Consider the following 15,434-nt stretch of genomic DNA (forward strand, 5'->3'; position numbering starts at 1 on the left):
GAGTGTGGTGGAGCACGGAGGGGAACTCAATCTTCCATTTGCGGTCGTACACGGCGTGATGATTGAGCATCGAACAACGAGGCTTCGCTTTGTTCGAATATCCCCCACTGTCGGCAACGGGAAATCAGACAGCGTGGCCTCATCCGGCCCCCCTGGGAGTGACCGTCATCACATGGCCAAGTCTGTTTGGTTACCGTCTGGTTACGCCCTCTCACGCCCTCCCTCCAGGACCCGGCCGGCATCGAGCCTCACTATCGAGTCACCGGACTTGCACGGCCGAGGTCACTTTCTCTTTACTTGCGGAGCCCCGAGAAGTACCCCTAAGGCCCCTGGATACGTCCTTCGAGGCGGACGGCATACGGCTCACGGTGGCGCTCGCCGTGGTCGCCGCTCCGACCGACGGCTTCCGGCTCCTCGGCTTCTTGGGGTGTCGCTGAAGGCGGCCGACATGGGATGGGCGAAGCAGCAGGCCGACGGGCGGGACGCGCTGGTCACGCGTCTGCGGGGCAAGCCGGTGGGACATCAGGTGCTCGGGGCGGCCGAGCAGGACCGCCGTGCGGCAGGCTGTCCTCGATCACCGGCCCTGCGACGTGGGCCTGAGCGGGGCAGTTGTGGACGCGGCGGCTGATCGATGACCTGATCGCGAAGCTGTACCGGGTGCGGCTGACCGATGTGGGGGTGGGCAAGTACCTGAAGCGGTGGGGCTGTTCTTCCAGCGCCCGGACAAGCGAACCGTCGAGCCGCACCTCCTGCCGACGTACTCGCCCGAGCCGAACTCCGACGAGCTGGTCAACGCCGATCTCAAGCACAGCCTGTCCGGCAGCGCCGAGCCCGCGTCCAGACCGAACTCGACGCCCAACTCCTCACCTCTGCCGCCGCGCAGATCGTCACCGTCCTGCACGGCCGTCCTCGGCCTGCTACCGCTCGCCGCCGCCCCGTACGCCTGGGGCGCCGTACGAGCCGCGCGGATCGAGCACGAAGCGCACCACCATCACCACCACCACCACCGCCGCCGCCACCGAGGTCCGCGCCGGCACCATGGCCGACTTCCTCACCGGCCAGCACCGCATCATCGTTCTCGAGGACGGCCATGGCCAGGCATCGGCTCTGCCAGTCGTTGCGGACCCCGTGCGGGATCTTGAGACCACGAACGGCCCGTGGCAGGCTCGTGTCACATGATCGCTGACTTCGCGAAAGACAACCTGCACGGGAGGCTGCGGCGGGACCGTGAGGCGCTGCTCTGGAAACTCGACGGCTTGTCCGCGTACGACGCCCGCCGGCCCCTGACCGCGACCGGAACCAACCTCCTCGGTCTGGTCAAACACGTGGCCACCGTCGAGGCCCGGTACTTCGGCGAGGTCTTCGGCCGTCCTTCCCCGGAGCCGCTGCCCCGGTGGCAGGACTCCGACGGCGGCGATCTGTGGGCGGCCGAGGACGAGACCCTCGATGAGATCGTCGGGTTCTACCGGCGCACGTGGGAACACTCGGACGCGACGATCGAGGAGCTCGCCCTCGACGCCCCCGGCCACGTGCCGTGGTGGCCGGAGCCCTATGACGACACGAACCTGTTCGCCGTCATGGTCCATGTCCTCGGCGAGTCCGTCCGGCACACCGGGCACGCCGACATCCTGCGCGAAGGACTCGACGGCCGGACCGGGTTGCGGCCCGAACACGAGAAGCAGATCGACGAGGAAGCCCGCGCAGCCTACTGCGCGAAGATCGAGCAGGCCGCGAGGTCGGCCGCAGCAATCAAGGCGTAGGAGTTGTCTCACGTGACTTGATGTCCGTGCGTCACGATGCCGGTCGCAGGTGCTGATCTGTCGAAGCGTCAGGTTCCTGATGAACTCTGGGAGTCGGCAGCCTCGTTGCTGCCGTCGTTCACTACTCGTCCGCAAGGCGGCGGGACCGGATCCTCGGGAGGGGGCGGGCCGTGTTCACGACCGTGGTGTACGCGCTGACCAGCGGCTGTGCCCGGCGGCATCTGCCGCCGACGTTCGGCACGTCGCCCGCCACGGCACATCGGCGCTTCACGCCATGGACCGAATCGCTGCGGCCAGCGCCAACCCGGCCGCGTGCCTGTACCGCTTCCAGGGGGTGCGCATCCTCATGTTCTCGTCGCCCGCCGCCTCGAGCATCCCGACGGCGCCGTCGAGCCCGTGGAGGCGACGCTCTGCGTGGCCGACGCGGACCTGGCCGTCGTGAGGCGGGGGCAGGAGGCGGTCGCGTAGACGAAGTCGGCTTCCAGGTCCTCGGCGTCGTCGAGGTCGGCCGTGCAGGGTCAGGACGTAGGCGCCGGTGAGGTGGCGCGCAGGGCGAGCAGGGCGGTGTCGTCGCTGGCCCAGCCGCCGTGGTGGGCCTCCAGGACGCCGGTGAGGTGGGCGATGGTGGCGGTGGCGGCCATGCCATGGCTGGCGGCCAGGGCGGCGGCGAGGTCGTTCTCGCCGAAAAGGGTCTCGGCGGTTTCGGGGGCGGCGTCGGGGCGGGGGCGGGCTTCGATGGCGCCGTCGGTGTAGAGCAGGAGCAGGTCGCCGGGGTCGAGGTGGAACGGCACGTCGGTCAGGTTCAGGGTGTCCATGATGCCCAGCAGGGTGCCCGGGACACCGAGTCGTTCGATCCGGCCGTCGGCGCGGCGAATCAGCGCCGGGGGGTGCCCGGCCAGGGCGAGGGTGCCGGTCAGGCCTTCGGCGGTGGGGTGGAAGGCGGTGTAGACGGCGGTGAGGAAGCGAGGAGCGTCCTGGGCGAGGAGGGCGGTGTTGAGGCGGGTGAGCCGGTCGGCCGGGGAGCCGGTCTCGTCGGTGTCGGCGCGGACGGTGTAGCGGGCCATCGAGCTGACCTGGGCGGCCTGGATGCCCTTGCCGCACACGTCGCCCAGGACGGCGGCGTAGTGGGGGCCGTGGGTGTGGAAGAGGTCGTAGAAGTCGCCGCCGACCTCGATGTCGGTGCGGTGCCGGTTCGAGGCCGGCAGGTAGGAGGCGGCCGCCTCGGCTCCGGGGATCGTGCGCAGCCGTGGGGGGAGGAGTCCGGCCTGGAGGGTGTGGGCGAGGTCGGCGGAGCGCTGGTGGGCGGCCTGGGAGGCGGTCAGGCTCTGGCGCAGGTGGATCTCCGCCGCCACCGACCGGGCCAGGGTGGCCAGGGTGGTCAGGTCGGCCGGTGACCAGGCGCGCGGGGAGTCGTCGATGACGCAGAAGCTGCCCAGGACCCGCCCGTCGGGGTCGAGCAGGGGGTAGCCGGCCCAGGCGCCGATGTTCATCGGTCCCACGGAGGGGTGGTCGGCGGTGCGCGGGTCGGCCGCGGCGTCGTCGGCGATGAACGCCTCGCCCTCCAGCCCGACCAGGAAGTAGCAGAAGCTCTCCCCCACCGGGTTCTGCCGCTCGCCGAGCGCTTCGGCGTCGACGCCCACGCACGCCTTCCAGAACGAGCGGTCCGCGTCGACCAGCGTCACGAACGCCCGCCCGGCCCCGGTGATCTTCGCGGCCAGGTCGGCGAGGTCCTCGAAGACCGGCTCGGGTCCGGTGTCTAGCAGGGCGGTGGCTTCCACCGCGGCCAGGCGCGCGGGGTCCGACAGCGCGGCCGGCAGGCCGTCCGCCCGCAGCCCGCCGGGGAAATCCATGCTCGCCACCTGTCCGGCCGTCCTTTCGTCGTGCACGGGAACACCAGTACCAACAAGTGCATCACGCCGGGTACTCCCCGTACGCCCCCTCAATCCTCCGAAATGGTGCGATTGACACCTGCTGCTCCTCCGGCCGGTCGTCCTCGGCCGGCCCTGCGCGTGTCGGCGGGCAGGGCGGGCTCCGCCCCGGTGAGCCCCCGGGCGGGTTCCGCAGGCCCGGGGTGGGCGGCGGTGGACACTGGAGGCATGAGCACTCTGCACGAGAGCAGCGCGTGGGGTTCGACGACGAGGGGATGCTGTCGGTGAGTGATCATGAGCGCGACGTGCGGGGGCGGCGGATGCTGGCCGGTCTGCTGGCCGCGAGCCATCTGATGCCGCTGGAGCTGCTGCCCTCGACCGTGGCCGAGCACGCCAGGGCGGTGGGCTTCACCCAGGTGCTGATCTAGCTGGGAGATCTCCAGCGTGACGTGCTGCGACTGCTGACCGGCCGGGGCCTGGACGCCGGGCAGGACAACGCCGGCGAGGAGGCCGAGCTGAAGGTCGAGGGCAGCCTCGCGGGGCGCGCCTACCAGTACGGGCAGATCCTTCCCGAAGGACCGCGGAACCCGGAGGAGAGGCACTGGTGGGTGCCGCTGCTGGACGGCACCGAGCGCCTGGGCACCCTGCGGGTCACGACCGCCGACGACGACGTGCGGGCGCGTGAGGACATGACGCTGCTGGCCGCCCTGGTCGCGCTGGTCCTGCACAGCAAGGAGGCGGACAGCGACGCGCTGGCCCGGCTTCCGGGCCCGGCAGCCGGTGCGGTCCGGGTCGGGCCCGCGGGCGGACTTCTCCAGGACGTCCTCAGCACTTCGCGGGCGGTTCCGCTCGTCCGGCGCCCAGGACACAGGCCCCTCCGCGTGCCCGGGTCCGGAACCGCCGGCGTCCCGGTAGTGCCGGACGATCGACGCCTTGTCCTCCGTGCCGAACAGACCGTCGCCGAGTTCCGCGGCGAGCCGCGCCGAGCGCGGGCCGCCGCGGTCACTGGGACCCACAGGGCCGGGGTCAGGGCCGCGAGCGGGAGCAGCGGCCCCACGGCCCTGCCGGTGCTTCCGGGCGGCCGGGCGGCGGACGCGACGGGGGGACCACGGCGGACGGCGTCGAGGGCGCGGGGGCGCTGCCCGTCATGGGTCCTCCCGGCTGCGGTGCGGTGCGGTCTGCGTCCGCCGCTGTCGGGAGTGCGGCGCGGCTCGTCGTTCGTCCGTGCGACCGGTTCACCCGGCGGTTCCAGAGGCGATCAGGGCCTGGGGAGCGGCTTGTTTGATGCGCGTGTTCAGCCACTTCAGCTGCTTCTGGGTGTCGCTTTCGCAGGAGGCCACCACGTCCAGGAGTTCGCGGTCCCGGACCCCCTGCGCCGCCTGCCCGAGGACGGTCCAGGTGATGTCGACGAAGGACGCCAGGAGGTAGAGGTCCTGCAGGTCGCGCAGGAGGCCGACGCCGCCGGAGCGGGTCTCGCTCAGTCCGTCGGCGTGCAGCCGCTCCGGCTCGTCCTCGTGCTGTTCGCCGTAGCGGTCGGCGACGGGTGCGAGCCGGTCGACGTGGACGTCGCTCATGGCGGCGAGGGTGTGGCAGAGGGTGTGCACGTCGGGTTCGCCGGCGTGGCCGTCGGCGACCTGGCGGAAGGAGTCGGCCAGGGTGCGGGAGGCGGCGTGCTGCAGACCGACGTAGGTGGCGAGGTGCACGGGGTCAGCCCTTCGTGCCGTTGGCGGAGGTCGTGGTGCCTCCGGAACCTGGTCGTTCCGCCGTCCCGGGCGTCCGGACGGGCGGCGGCGCGGCGGCCTGGACGTGTTCGTGCGCGTCGGCGTCCGGACCGCCGACGGTGGGCGGGACCCCGTCCGGGTCGGCCGGCGCCGATGCCGTGGTGGTGGGAGCGGGTGCGGGTCCGGTGGCGTCGGCGATCCTGGTGATCCTGACGGCTCCGATCTTGAACGTCGGCTGTTTGGAGACCGGGTCCCACTCCGTCATCGTCAGCTCGTTCGCCGCCCGGGGGGCGCCGTCGGTGGTGCCGTCGGCGGGCCGGTCCCAGGAGCCGTAGTGGAACGGGACGAACACCACGCCGTCCCGGCCCCGTCCGATCCGCGCCGGGGCCTGCACGGCGCCCCGGCGGGACTCCACCCGTACGACGTCCCCCTCCCCCACTCCCAGCCGTGCCGCGTCGTTCACGGACAGCTCCACCCACACGTCGGGGGCGGCGCGGTGAAGCCGGCGGGAACGTCCCGTCTTGGTGCGGGTGTGGAAGTGGTAGACGGTGCGCCCGGTGGTGAGGACGAACGGATAGTCCTCTCCCGGACTCTCCGGCGGCGGGACATGGGCGACGCTCTTGAGGAACGCGCGCCCGTCGGGGTTCTCGGCGCGGTACTCCTGCTCGCTGAGCGCCCCGCCGGTGAGCAGGTCGTGTCCGTAGGTCTCGCAGTCGTCGGCGCGGGTGGGGAAGTTCGCGTCGGCGTACAGGCGCTCGGTGCCCTCGGGTGCCCGGTCGTTCACGGGCCAGGGGATGCCGCTGCCGCCGCGCAGCTTGTCGTAGGTCAGGCCGGTGTAGTCCACCGGGCGGCCCCGGGTGCACTCCTTCCACGCCTCGAACGCTCCCCGCGGGTCGGACCACGGGATCAGCGGGGCGCCGTCCTTGTCGCGGAAGTCCATGCGCCGGGCGTAGTCCAGCCAGATGTCCAGGTCGCTGCGGGCCTCGCCGGGCGGGTCGATCGCCTTCTCCGACAGGTGCACGGTGCGGTCGGCGTTGGTGAACGTGCCCTGCTTCTCGCCCCACAGGGCGGCCGGCAGGACGACGTCGGCGTAGCGGGCGGTCTCGGTGAGGAAACCGTCCTGCACGACCGTGAAGAGGGAATCCTGCCGGAGGATCCTCCGGACGCGGGCCAGCTCCGGCAGGGAGACCGCCGGATTGGTGCCGGAGATCCACAGCAGGCCGATCGAGCCCTGCTCGCAGTAGCGCCAGATCTGCAGGGCGTGGGTCGGCGGAGCCCAGTGCGGAATGGTCATGGGGTCCACGTTCCAGAGGTCCGCCAGCTGCCGCACGTGTTCGGGGTTGTCCCAGTTGCGGAAACCGGGTAGATCTCCGTCGGCGCCGCATTCGCGCGTGTTCTGGGCGGTGGGCTGCCCGTTCATCTGCAGGACCCCGCAGCCGGGGCGCCCGAGCATTCCCCGCAGCAGGTGCAGGTTGTTCACCGCGCACGAGGCGGCGGTGGCCTGGTGGGACTGGAAGAAGCCCTGGAGCACCGTGGACAGCACCCGCTCGGAGGTGCCGAAGACCTCGGCCGCACGGCGGATGTCCGCGGCCGGGACGCGGCAGACGCCGGCCGCGTGTTCGGGCGTGTACGGCTCGACGGTGGCCTTCAGCTCCTCGAAGCCCACGGTGTGCGCCGCCACGTACTCCTCGTCGACCCAGCCGTTGTGGACGACCTCGCGGATCAGCGCGTTCATCAGGGCCTGGTTGGTCCCCGGCAGCGGCGCCAGGTGCACCCCGCCGGTGCCCCGCGCGGCTTCGGCCACCTCGGTCGTACGGGGGTCGACGGCGACGACGCGCGGCGGGTTCGGGCCGTGGACGCGGTCCAGGACCCGCGCCCACAGGACGGTCTGCGTCTCGGCCATGTTGTGACCGAACAGGAACACGGCGTCGGCGGCCTCGATGTCGCCGTAACCGCCCGGCTGCCCGTCCGATCCGAAGCTCTCCTTCAGCGCGGCCGCCGCGGTCGCCGTGCACAGGCGGGTGTTGCCGTCCATGTGCGGCGTGCCGAGGCCGGCCTTCCCGATGACTCCCAAGGTGTAGTACTCCTCCAGGAACAGCTGCCCGGAGGTGTAGAAGGCGTGGCTGAGCGCCCCCGCGTCGGTCGCGAGGAGCTGCCGTGAGCGCTCGACGACACGGCCCATCGCCGTGTCCCAGTCGCTCTCCACCAGCTCCCCTCCGGCGTCACGGATCAGCGGGCGGGTGAGCCGGTCGGTACGGCTCCACTGCCACGAGCCGTACAGCCCCTTGGGTCCCAGGCGGCCGCGGTTGACGCGGTCCGCCGCCCGGCCGCGGACACCGACCATGCGGCCGTCCTTGACCGCGATGTCGCACCCGCACCCGTTGCTGCACAGCACACAGGCCGACTGCACCCACCGGTCGACGTCCTGTTCGGTCAGGGACCCGTCCAGGTGGGTGTCGACGCGGACCGGCCAGGGCGTGTCCCTCGCGTGCGGCGTACGCGTGCCCCAGACATCCGCGATCCGGTCGCTCACGAACGGCCTCCTCCGCGCAGAATTCACCGGCGGCACACACGTACCCGCTCGACGCCGGCCGGTACCGAACGCGACGGACGAATCACCCACTGACCGGCAGGGGAGCGGGAAGGACTCGTCGCTCCTCCGCCCACCACGTCGCCTCCGCCGTGATGGATCCCGGAAGCCCGTGCCGGTTCTTCGCTCGTGGCGCCACTGACATCGGCCGGAAGGGGCAGAGACGGTGACGGAAACGAGTCACTCCTTCTGAGAGCGGGAACCGATGAGAGAGCAGAACGAGCGGATCGGCGGGCTTGCCGTCCGTGAGGGGGAACCGGTGCGGTCGCGCCACGGCTCCGCCGTCCACGTCATGGCGGTGCCGCGATGAGCGCCGGATCCGCGGCCACTCCCCCGCCCGGGCTGCGGCGCGCCCTGACCACTCCCCTGCTCTACTTCTTCGTCCTCGGCGACGTGCTCGGCGCCGGGGTCTACGTACTGGTGGGACAGGTCGCCGCCGCCTCCGGCGGCGCGGTGTGGGTGCCGCTCCTCGTGGCGCTGGTGCTGGCCCTGCTGACCGCCGCCTCCTACGCCGAGCTGGTGACGAAGTACCCGCGGGCCGGCGGGGCCTCCCACTACGCCACGCGGGCGTTCGGCCCGGCGGTGGGGTTCGTCGCGGGGTTCTGCATGGTGGCGGCCGGCGTCGTCTCGGTCGCCGCGCTCGCCCGCGGCTTCGCCGGCGACTACCTCGGCGCGTTCGTCACCCTGCCCGTCGCACTGGTGGCCGTGGTCTTCCTGGTGCTCCTGGCCCTGGTCAACGCGCGGGGCATCAAGGAGTCGACCCGCGCCAATGTCGTCGCCACCGTGGTCGAGGTCGGCGGCCTGGTGGTCGTCGTGGTGCTCGGTGCCTTGCTGGTGCTGCGCGGGGAGGGCGATCCGGGGCGCCTGTTCCAGCTCGGTACGCCGGAGAAGGGCGCCGCGGCAGCCGTGCTGAGCGGCTCCGTCCTCGCCTTCTACTCCTTCGTCGGCTTCGAGACCTCGGTGAACGTCGCCGAGGAGACGCGCGACCCCCGGCGCTCCTACCCCCGTGCCCTGTTCGCCGCGCTCGCCACCGCCGGGGCCGTCTACGTCCTGGTCGGCGTCGCCGCCTCGGTCACCGTGCCCACCGGCGTCCTCGCGTCCTCCAGCGGCCCCCTGCTCGAAGTCGTCCGCGAGGCGGGCGGCGTGCCGCTGCGGCTGTTCAGCGCCGTCGCCCTGGTCGCCGTCGCCAACGGAGCGCTGCTCACCGGCATCATGGCCTCGCGCCTGGCGTACGGGATGGCCCGCGACGGGTTGCTGCCCGCCGCGCTGACCCGGGTGCTGCCCGGCCGCCGCACCCCCTGGGCCGCGATCGCCGCCACCACCGTCCCCGCCCTCCTGCTGGCTCTGACCGGCAGCGTCGCCACTCTGGCGTCCACTCTGGTCCTGCTGCTCCTGGTGGTCTTCCTGATCGTCAACACCGCCGTCCTCGTGCTGCGTTCCGACCCGGGCGAGCCGGACCACTTCCGGGCCCCGACCGTCCTGCCCGTCCTCGGCGCCGCCTCCTGCGTGCTGCTCGCCACCCAGGTCGAGGCGGAGGTGTGGCTGCGCGGCTCGGTGGTCCTCGCGCTTGCGGTGGTCCTCGCCGTGGTCGCGGCGGCGCGGCGCCGCCGTCCGGAGGCGGAGAAGGGCGGGAAGGCCTGACTCCCCCTCGGGGGCTCAACGGCGGGGCCCGGTGTGCGGGGACGCGCACCGGGTCCGGTCGTCGGTGACCGGGTCGTGGCGCACGAGTCCGAGGCGGGCGAAGTCGCGCAGCCATCCCTCCATGGGCCAGGTGCCCCACCGTTCCCGGTGGACGGCGCCGTTGCGGAGGATGTCGTCCAGGTGCTCGACGGGCGGGCGGCTCACCGGGTGGTGCTGGTGGTGGGCGGGGGCGCCGTCGACCCACCACAGGTCCACGTCCCGCGCCGCCGCGGTGCGGCCGAAGTCGGTGTCCTCGCCGCCGTATCCGGTGTACCGCTCGCAGAAGCCGCCGATCCGTCGCCAGGTCGGCGCCGTCACGGCGAAGGACAGGGACCAGAACAGCCGGTGGTCGCCGCCGGTGAGCACCTCGTCGTCCGCCGGTACGGGCCGTCCCGGGTGCGGCGGAGCGAGGGCCGGCAGGGCGTCGAGGCGGTAGCCGCCCGACGGCGGAGGCGGCAGGTAGGCGACGGTGCCGCACAGCAGGGCGCCGTCGCGGGCCGTTTCGGCGTAGCGGGACAGGAGGGCGGGGCCGGGGACGCAGTCCACGTCCAGGAAGACGAGGAGGTCCGCCCCGGCGTCCAGGGCGCGGCGGGCTCCGGCGTTGCGGGCGGCGGCCAGCGGGAGCCGTCCGGCGTCCCGGGCCAGGGGCAGGACGTCGGCCGCGGGCCGCCGGTCCCGCACCACCCCGGCGGCGTCGGGGTCGTCGAGGGTGACGACCACGTAGTGGTCGGGGGCCTGGTCGGACGCGGCGAGGCCGCGCTGCTGGAGGGCGAGGTGCCGGTGGCGGCCCGCGACCAGCGTGATCACCGCGACGCGCACGGGGGCTCCTTCTCGTCGTCGGGGGAGGCGGCCAGGTGGTCGAGGAGCCGGGCGGCGCGGGCGGCGCCGTCGCCGGGGGCCCACAGGTGCCAGCGGTCGCCGCCGGCCCGCCGGGCGGTGTCGAGCAGCGCGGGCCACTCGTGCGGTTCGGGCCACCGTTCGCGGACGGTGGCGAGTCCGGCGCCGGCCAGTGCGCGGGCGGTGGCGAGCTGTTCGCCGTGCGGCCGGTCCTGCGGTACGACGACGGCGGGGGTGCGGGCGGCGGCGCACTCGGCCAGGGCGTTCTGTCCGGCGTGGGTGACCACGACCGTGGCCCGGCACAGCAGGGGCCAGGGGTCGTCGGCCCAGCCGCCGGGGCCGCCGAGCACGGTCCAGCGCCAGCCCGGAGTGGCCTCCGCCGCCTTCCGCGCGTCGGCCCCGGTCAGTGCGGAGCCCCCGGCGCCCAGCATGAGCAGCACCTCGCGCGCACCGACGGGGCGTTCGGCGCGGGGCCGGCCGTCGTGGCGGGAGAAGGCGCCGGTGTGCTCGGTCCCGGCCCGCCACTCCGGGGGCCAGCCGGGCTCGGGCAGGGCGGCGGGCCAGGGGGCGAGCAGGGCGTCGGCCAGGTCGTACGCGAGGCGGTGGGCCGGGTCGGAGCGGTCGCCGCGCATCGCGGAGACCACCACCGGCACGCCCATGAGCCGGGCCAGGACGGCGATCTCCACCGAGACGTCGCTGACCAGGAGGGACGGGGCGGCACGTTCGATCCAGGCGGCGACGGCCGCCGACCTGGCGCGCAGTCCGGCGTGGTGGCGGGGCACCCAGTGCAGCCGTCCGTGGGCCGTGGGGTCCGCCGCGGCCGTCGCGCCGGGGCCGGTGTCCGGGGGCAGGTGGATCCACTCGCCGGCCCAGCCGTCGGGCCGGGGCAGGGAGGAGAGCCCGGTGACCGGGGTGCGGGTGTGCCGGGCGACGCACAGGGCACGGTGCAGATGGCCGCGGCCCTGGTGGTGGACGTAATAGCCGATCACGCGGCCAGCTCCTCGTACAGGGCGGTGTACCCGTCGGTCATGGTGTCCAGCGAGCAGAAGCGCTCGGCGCGTTCGCGCGCGGCCCGGCGGTCCAGGCGCACGGTCTCGTGGACCAGGTCGGCGAGGACGGCGGCGTCGTCGGCCGGGGCGAGTCGCCCGCAGTCGGGGGTGAGGATCTCGCCCAGCGCTCCCCGGTCGAATCCGCACACCGGGGTACCGCACGCCAGCGCCTCGGCGACGACCAGGCCGTACGGCTCGTCCCAGCACGGGGTGACCAGGGCGGCGGCGGCCCCGCCCACCAGCCGGGCCAGGTCGTCGCGGCCCAGGTGCCCCACGTACTCGACGCCGTCCCCGAGGAGCGGTGCGAGACGGTCGGCGAAGTACCGCCGGTCCCCCACCGGCCCCGCCATCCGCAGCGGCAGTCCCGCCTTGCGGGCCGCCTCGGCCGCGAGGTGCGGTCCCTTCTCCGGGACGATCCGGCCGCTCCACACCAGGTGGGGGCCGCCCGGGCCGACGGACCACCGGCGGATGTCGACGCCGTTGCGCACCACCCGGGCCGCGGGGACGGTGGCGTGCCACGCCTTCGCGGTGTGGGCGCTGACGGCGGTGAAGGCGACCGGGCAGTGGTCCTGGGACTGGACGGCGGACTCCAGCCAGGGCGTGGGCGGGGTGTGCAGGGTGGTCACCACCGGCAGCCGCAGGGCGGGTGCCATCGCGACCGGCAGGTGGTGAAGGCTGTTGTTGTGGACGACGTCGAAGCGCCGTTCGCCGTCCCGGGCCAGGTCCAGCATGAGCCGGAGGTAGGCGTGGTGCTCAGCCGTCCAGCTCTCCGAGGGCATACTGACGTCCGCGCGGGCGTCCTCGGTCAGCACCGGTCGGCGCACCGGCAGCTCGCGCAGCCCGAGGGACGGGTCGGAGCCGGGCGCGGCGAACAGTGCGACGCGGTGCCCACGTTCGGTCAGCGCCTTCGCCGGCGTCCAGGTGTGGGCTTCGAGACCGCCCGCGAACGGTTCGCGGACGGGGAAGCGCGCGGAGGCGATCAGGGCGACCCGGAGGGGTGCCGCGCGCGGGGCGCGGGAGTTCCTCGTCACAGCAGTTCGCCGTAGATCTCGCGGTGGGCGGCGGCGACCCGGGTCCGCTCGGCCGCCCGGTCACCGGTCGAGGCCCGCCACGCCGGCCGCGTCCGGTACGCCTCGCGCACCGCCTCGTCCAGCGACGCCGCGTCCAGACCGCCCCGCTGGGAGTGGCCGTAGGTGAGGCAGGGGCGCTGCTGGGCGTAGTGCCCGCAGTCGGGTGCCGCGACGGCGGTGCCCAGGTCGTGGCACCCCTCCAGCCAGCCGGAGTGGGTGCCGAAGGAGTACGGCAGCACGGACAGGTCCAGGCCGCTCAGGTACTCCCACAGCTGGTCGTCGAAGTAGTCGTGCACCCGCAGGGTCAGCGCCCCGCGGTCGGCCAGCTTTCGCAGCTCCGCCATGAGGGCGGGGTCGTGGGCGTGCGCGGCCGGGTCGTCCACCTCGCGGTGGATGTTCACGACCAGTTCCGCGCCGTCGAGTCCGGCGACGGTCTCGGCCAGGACGCGCACCACCGGCGGCACGGCCATGTTGGCCCGCAGGCTCTTGGCGTGCACCCCGACCCGGAAGCCGTCCCGGTGCGGGCGGGGGCGGGCGATGAGGAGGGAGGGTTCCACCACGTGCGGGTGGGGCAGCACGGTGGCCGTGCGGTTCCACCGGGCGGCGATCTCGGCCGCCGCGCCGGGGGTGGGGGTGATCAGCCGGTCGGCCGCCGGGACCAAGCACGTCTAGGGCCGCCAGGTGGGGGCCCGGGTCGGCCTGGTGCGGGTTGCGCAGGTCGTGCGCGGTGTACACGAGGGGTTTGCCGTGGCGGCGCAGGGCGGCGACGAGGGCGGCGAGCGCGGCGGGCCCCTGGGCGTCGAAGCCGAAGTGCAGGTGGAAGACGTCGAACTCTCCGTGGTGCGCGTCCACCCAGTCCGGGTCGAGCATCACCGGCGGCCACCAGCGCTGCGAGGTGCTCGGCGCCCCGTTGGGCCGCGGGTCGGCCAGGCGTACGACCCCGTCCGCCCCGTCCGGGTCGGCGCAGTGCCGTACGTAGACGTGCCCGGCCGGCACGGAGGCCACCCGCACGGTGTCGCGGCGGGGCGTCGACGAGGGGCGCTCTCGGGGAGCGTGCCGGACAGCCGCTCACGAGCGGCGAGCAGGGCGGACTCGGGATCCTTGACGCCCGTCGTCACGCACAGGGTGTAGGAGACGTCCTTCAGTCGCCGTCGGGCCTCGGTCGCCTCCTCCGCGGCGCTCAGGAGAGCCAGCGCCTCGTACTGCTCCACGAGGTTCCTCAATACCGTCGGGTGCGCCATCAGCATCGGTCGTTCTCCTTGGGAAGGGGCACACGGCCCGTGCCCGGTCCGGCGGGCGCCATGCGTGAGGACGCGATCGGAACGGGATCGTGGAAGGGGGCACCGGCTCGTTCGGCCGGTGGGGGCGTGAGGAGCGGTGGTCGGCGGGCGATCGTCCCACGCGTCCCGGTGATGGCCTCTCCCCCTCTCGCCACCGCGACGGCGGCCTCCGGGGCCGTGCCGCGGACCGTCCGGTACAGCCGGGTGCCCCCGTGGCGGCCGGGGGAGAACCCCGCCTCGTCACGTGGCCTCAAGTCTTCGCGGAGGGGATCGCGACCGTTCGTTCCACGGCTGGAGCCCGTCGCCCGTACGGCGGACGGGGAGGGAGGTCCGGGCCTCCCGGCGGCGGGTTCAGCGGTCGGCGTCCTGGAGGGTGGCGGACGGCGGAACGCCGTAGACGGTGCGGTAGGCGGCGGCGAAGCGGCCCTGATGGGCGAAACCCCACTTCACGGCGATCGCGCCGACGCTGGTGAGGCCCGGGTCCGCGGCCTTCAGCTCGGCGTGGGCGCGGTCGAGGCGGACCCGGCGCAGGTATCCGAGCGGAGTGGTGCCCGCGTGGCGGCTGAAGGCGTACTGGGCGGCCCGCGGGGTGACGTACGCGGCGGCGGCGATGTCGGCGAGGCCGATGTCCCGGTGGGCGTTGTCCTCGATGAAGGCGATGGCCCGGCGCAGGGTGGCGCCGCCGGCGTCCCTGCTGTCCGTGCGGTGCGGTTCTTCGCCCGTCGTGGAGTTCGGCAGACAGGCCAGGGTGACGGCGGCCAGGTGCCGGACGGCGGTGGCGACGACCAGGCCTCCGGCGTCCGGGTCGACGAGGACGTGGTCCCGCAGGAACGCCACGGTGGCGCCCAGGCGCCGATTGGCCGCGGGATCGATCGCGCGGTTGCCGGTGAGGGCGACCGGCCCCCGGGTCCGCGCGCCGGTGACGGCTGCCTCGGTCAGGAGCTCGGTGTCGAACAGGGCGACCGTGTAGCGGGCCGCGCGGACCTCGCCGGTGTAGGGCCGGTCGGGCTGGGTGATCAGAAACGATTCGCCCGGCCCGTAGAGCTCGTCGCGGCCCGGGGCCGTGGCCGCGATCGCGCCGGTGTGGAGGGTCAGCAGGGCGACCCGGTTCAGCGCTCCGACGTCGTAGGCCATCGTGAAGTCGATCGCCACCTTGTCGACGCCGACCCTCTCGGCCGCCGTGCGGGCGACGCGGGCGCGGGTGTCGCGCGCCCGGCCTCCGATCCGCATCGGGGCGTACGCCCGCGACATGAACGCCTCGGTCGCCTCCAGGTCGCTGCTCTCAAAACGAAGGGTTTCCACCCCGTTGCCTCCCGGCCCGATCCGCCCGAGGCCGTGCCCGGTCCTCCGACCGTACGCCCGACCACGGACCACATGCGAACGCCCGTTCACTTCAGGCCTTCGGGCGGGCACCGTCGCGGACGATGCTCCGGCGGCCCGTCCCGTGGACCTGGCGAGCGTACGCGGGCCGCGCGGGCCCGGCCGTCACCTGTCCACCGAACGAAACCTCCGGGTCGGAGCCGGAGCCGCACGTGCCGGACGCCCGGACGCCCCGCCGGCCTTGGTCGGCCGACGGGGC

Annotated in this window: 12 protein-coding genes and 2 pseudogenes; 4 read left to right on the forward strand and 10 right to left on the reverse strand. The window is 73.7% G+C overall.

Annotated elements, in window-relative coordinates:
• Positions 1–609: 609 nt before the first annotated feature.
• Positions 610–660: pseudogene (locus ACIQD7_RS29615) on the forward strand (hypothetical protein); the annotation flags it as partial.
• Between the two features lie 257 nt (positions 661–917).
• Here the strand turns inward: ACIQD7_RS29615 and ACIQD7_RS29620 are convergent.
• Positions 918–1,040 (reverse strand): hypothetical protein, encoded by a 123-nt coding sequence (locus ACIQD7_RS29620; protein ID WP_402445803.1) that lies wholly within the window; start codon positions 1,038–1,040, stop codon positions 918–920.
• Positions 1,041–1,175: 135 nt separating this feature from the next.
• On the opposite strand from ACIQD7_RS29620, the gene ACIQD7_RS29625 reads away from it, so the two are divergent.
• Positions 1,176–1,760, forward strand: coding sequence for a DinB family protein (locus tag ACIQD7_RS29625; protein WP_402445558.1), 585 nt, complete (start codon positions 1,176–1,178; stop codon positions 1,758–1,760).
• Between the two features lie 518 nt (positions 1,761–2,278).
• Here the strand turns inward: ACIQD7_RS29625 and ACIQD7_RS29630 are convergent.
• Positions 2,279–3,610 (reverse strand): PP2C family protein-serine/threonine phosphatase, encoded by a 1,332-nt coding sequence (locus ACIQD7_RS29630; RefSeq protein WP_402445796.1) that lies wholly within the window; start codon positions 3,608–3,610, stop codon positions 2,279–2,281.
• A gap of 302 nt (positions 3,611–3,912) precedes the next feature.
• Between ACIQD7_RS29630 and ACIQD7_RS29635 the strand changes: the two genes are divergently transcribed.
• Positions 3,913–4,056: a hypothetical protein gene (locus ACIQD7_RS29635; RefSeq protein ID WP_402445560.1), complete on the forward strand. Its 144-nt coding sequence runs from the start codon at positions 3,913–3,915 to the stop codon at positions 4,054–4,056.
• A gap of 807 nt (positions 4,057–4,863) precedes the next feature.
• Here the strand turns inward: ACIQD7_RS29635 and ACIQD7_RS29640 are convergent.
• Both ACIQD7_RS29640 and ACIQD7_RS29645 read right to left on the reverse strand, forming a co-directional pair.
• Positions 4,864–5,331 carry a hypothetical protein gene (locus ACIQD7_RS29640; protein ID WP_402445561.1) on the reverse strand — a complete coding sequence of 156 codons (468 nt, stop codon included), beginning with the start codon at positions 5,329–5,331 and terminating at the stop codon, positions 4,864–4,866.
• A 4-nt stretch (positions 5,332–5,335) separates the two neighbouring features.
• Positions 5,336–7,882 (reverse strand): molybdopterin-dependent oxidoreductase, encoded by a 2,547-nt coding sequence (locus ACIQD7_RS29645; protein WP_402445563.1) that lies wholly within the window; start codon positions 7,880–7,882, stop codon positions 5,336–5,338.
• Between the two features lie 363 nt (positions 7,883–8,245).
• Between ACIQD7_RS29645 and ACIQD7_RS29650 the strand changes: the two genes are divergently transcribed.
• Positions 8,246–9,580 (forward strand): APC family permease, encoded by a 1,335-nt coding sequence (locus ACIQD7_RS29650; protein WP_402445565.1) that lies wholly within the window; start codon positions 8,246–8,248, stop codon positions 9,578–9,580.
• A gap of 15 nt (positions 9,581–9,595) precedes the next feature.
• On the opposite strand, the gene ACIQD7_RS29655 is transcribed toward ACIQD7_RS29650, so the two are convergent.
• The 6 genes and pseudogenes from ACIQD7_RS29655 to ACIQD7_RS29680 all read right to left on the reverse strand — a co-directional run bounded on the left by ACIQD7_RS29655 (position 9,596) and on the right by ACIQD7_RS29680 (position 15,157).
• Entirely contained in the window at positions 9,596–10,438 is an 843-nt protein-coding gene (locus ACIQD7_RS29655; protein ID WP_402445567.1) for a glycosyltransferase family 2 protein, read from the reverse strand.
• On the reverse strand, positions 10,423–11,445 hold the full coding sequence (locus tag ACIQD7_RS29660) for a glycosyltransferase (RefSeq protein ID WP_402445569.1): 1,023 nt from the start codon (positions 11,443–11,445) through the stop codon (positions 10,423–10,425). Before ACIQD7_RS29660 ends, ACIQD7_RS29655 begins: the two co-directional genes overlap by 16 nt.
• Entirely contained in the window at positions 11,442–12,536 is a 1,095-nt protein-coding gene (locus ACIQD7_RS29665; RefSeq protein ID WP_402445571.1) for a glycosyltransferase, read from the reverse strand. The genes ACIQD7_RS29660 and ACIQD7_RS29665 overlap by 4 nt, the downstream gene beginning before the upstream one ends.
• Complete coding sequence (locus tag ACIQD7_RS29670; RefSeq protein ID WP_402445573.1) at positions 12,533–13,237, reverse strand: hypothetical protein; 705 nt, start codon at positions 13,235–13,237, stop codon at positions 12,533–12,535. Before ACIQD7_RS29670 ends, ACIQD7_RS29665 begins: the two co-directional genes overlap by 4 nt.
• A gap of 381 nt (positions 13,238–13,618) precedes the next feature.
• Positions 13,619–13,822 (reverse strand): annotated as a pseudogene (locus ACIQD7_RS29675) (DUF5133 domain-containing protein); the annotation flags it as partial.
• A 384-nt stretch (positions 13,823–14,206) separates the two neighbouring features.
• Positions 14,207–15,157 (reverse strand): helix-turn-helix transcriptional regulator, encoded by a 951-nt coding sequence (locus ACIQD7_RS29680; RefSeq protein ID WP_402445575.1) that lies wholly within the window; start codon positions 15,155–15,157, stop codon positions 14,207–14,209.
• Between the last annotated feature and the right edge of the window lie 277 nt (positions 15,158–15,434).

The organism is Streptomyces sp. NPDC093071 (assembly GCF_044754545.1).
Lineage (GTDB): Bacteria > Actinomycetota > Actinomycetes > Streptomycetales > Streptomycetaceae > Streptomyces.

What these genes read in the sequence shown, in the direction of transcription:
- ACIQD7_RS29620 (WP_402445803.1), bottom strand. Translation starts at nt 1,040, where the DNA reads ATGGTGCCGGCGCGGACCTCGGTGGCGGCGGCGGTGGTGGTGGTGGTG.
- ACIQD7_RS29650 (WP_402445565.1), top strand. Translation starts at nt 8,246, where the DNA reads ATGAGCGCCGGATCCGCGGCCACTCCCCCGCCCGGGCTGCGGCGCGCC.
- ACIQD7_RS29625 (WP_402445558.1), top strand. Translation starts at nt 1,176, where the DNA reads ATGATCGCTGACTTCGCGAAAGACAACCTGCACGGGAGGCTGCGGCGG.
- ACIQD7_RS29630 (WP_402445796.1), bottom strand. Translation starts at nt 3,610, where the DNA reads ATGGATTTCCCCGGCGGGCTGCGGGCGGACGGCCTGCCGGCCGCGCTG.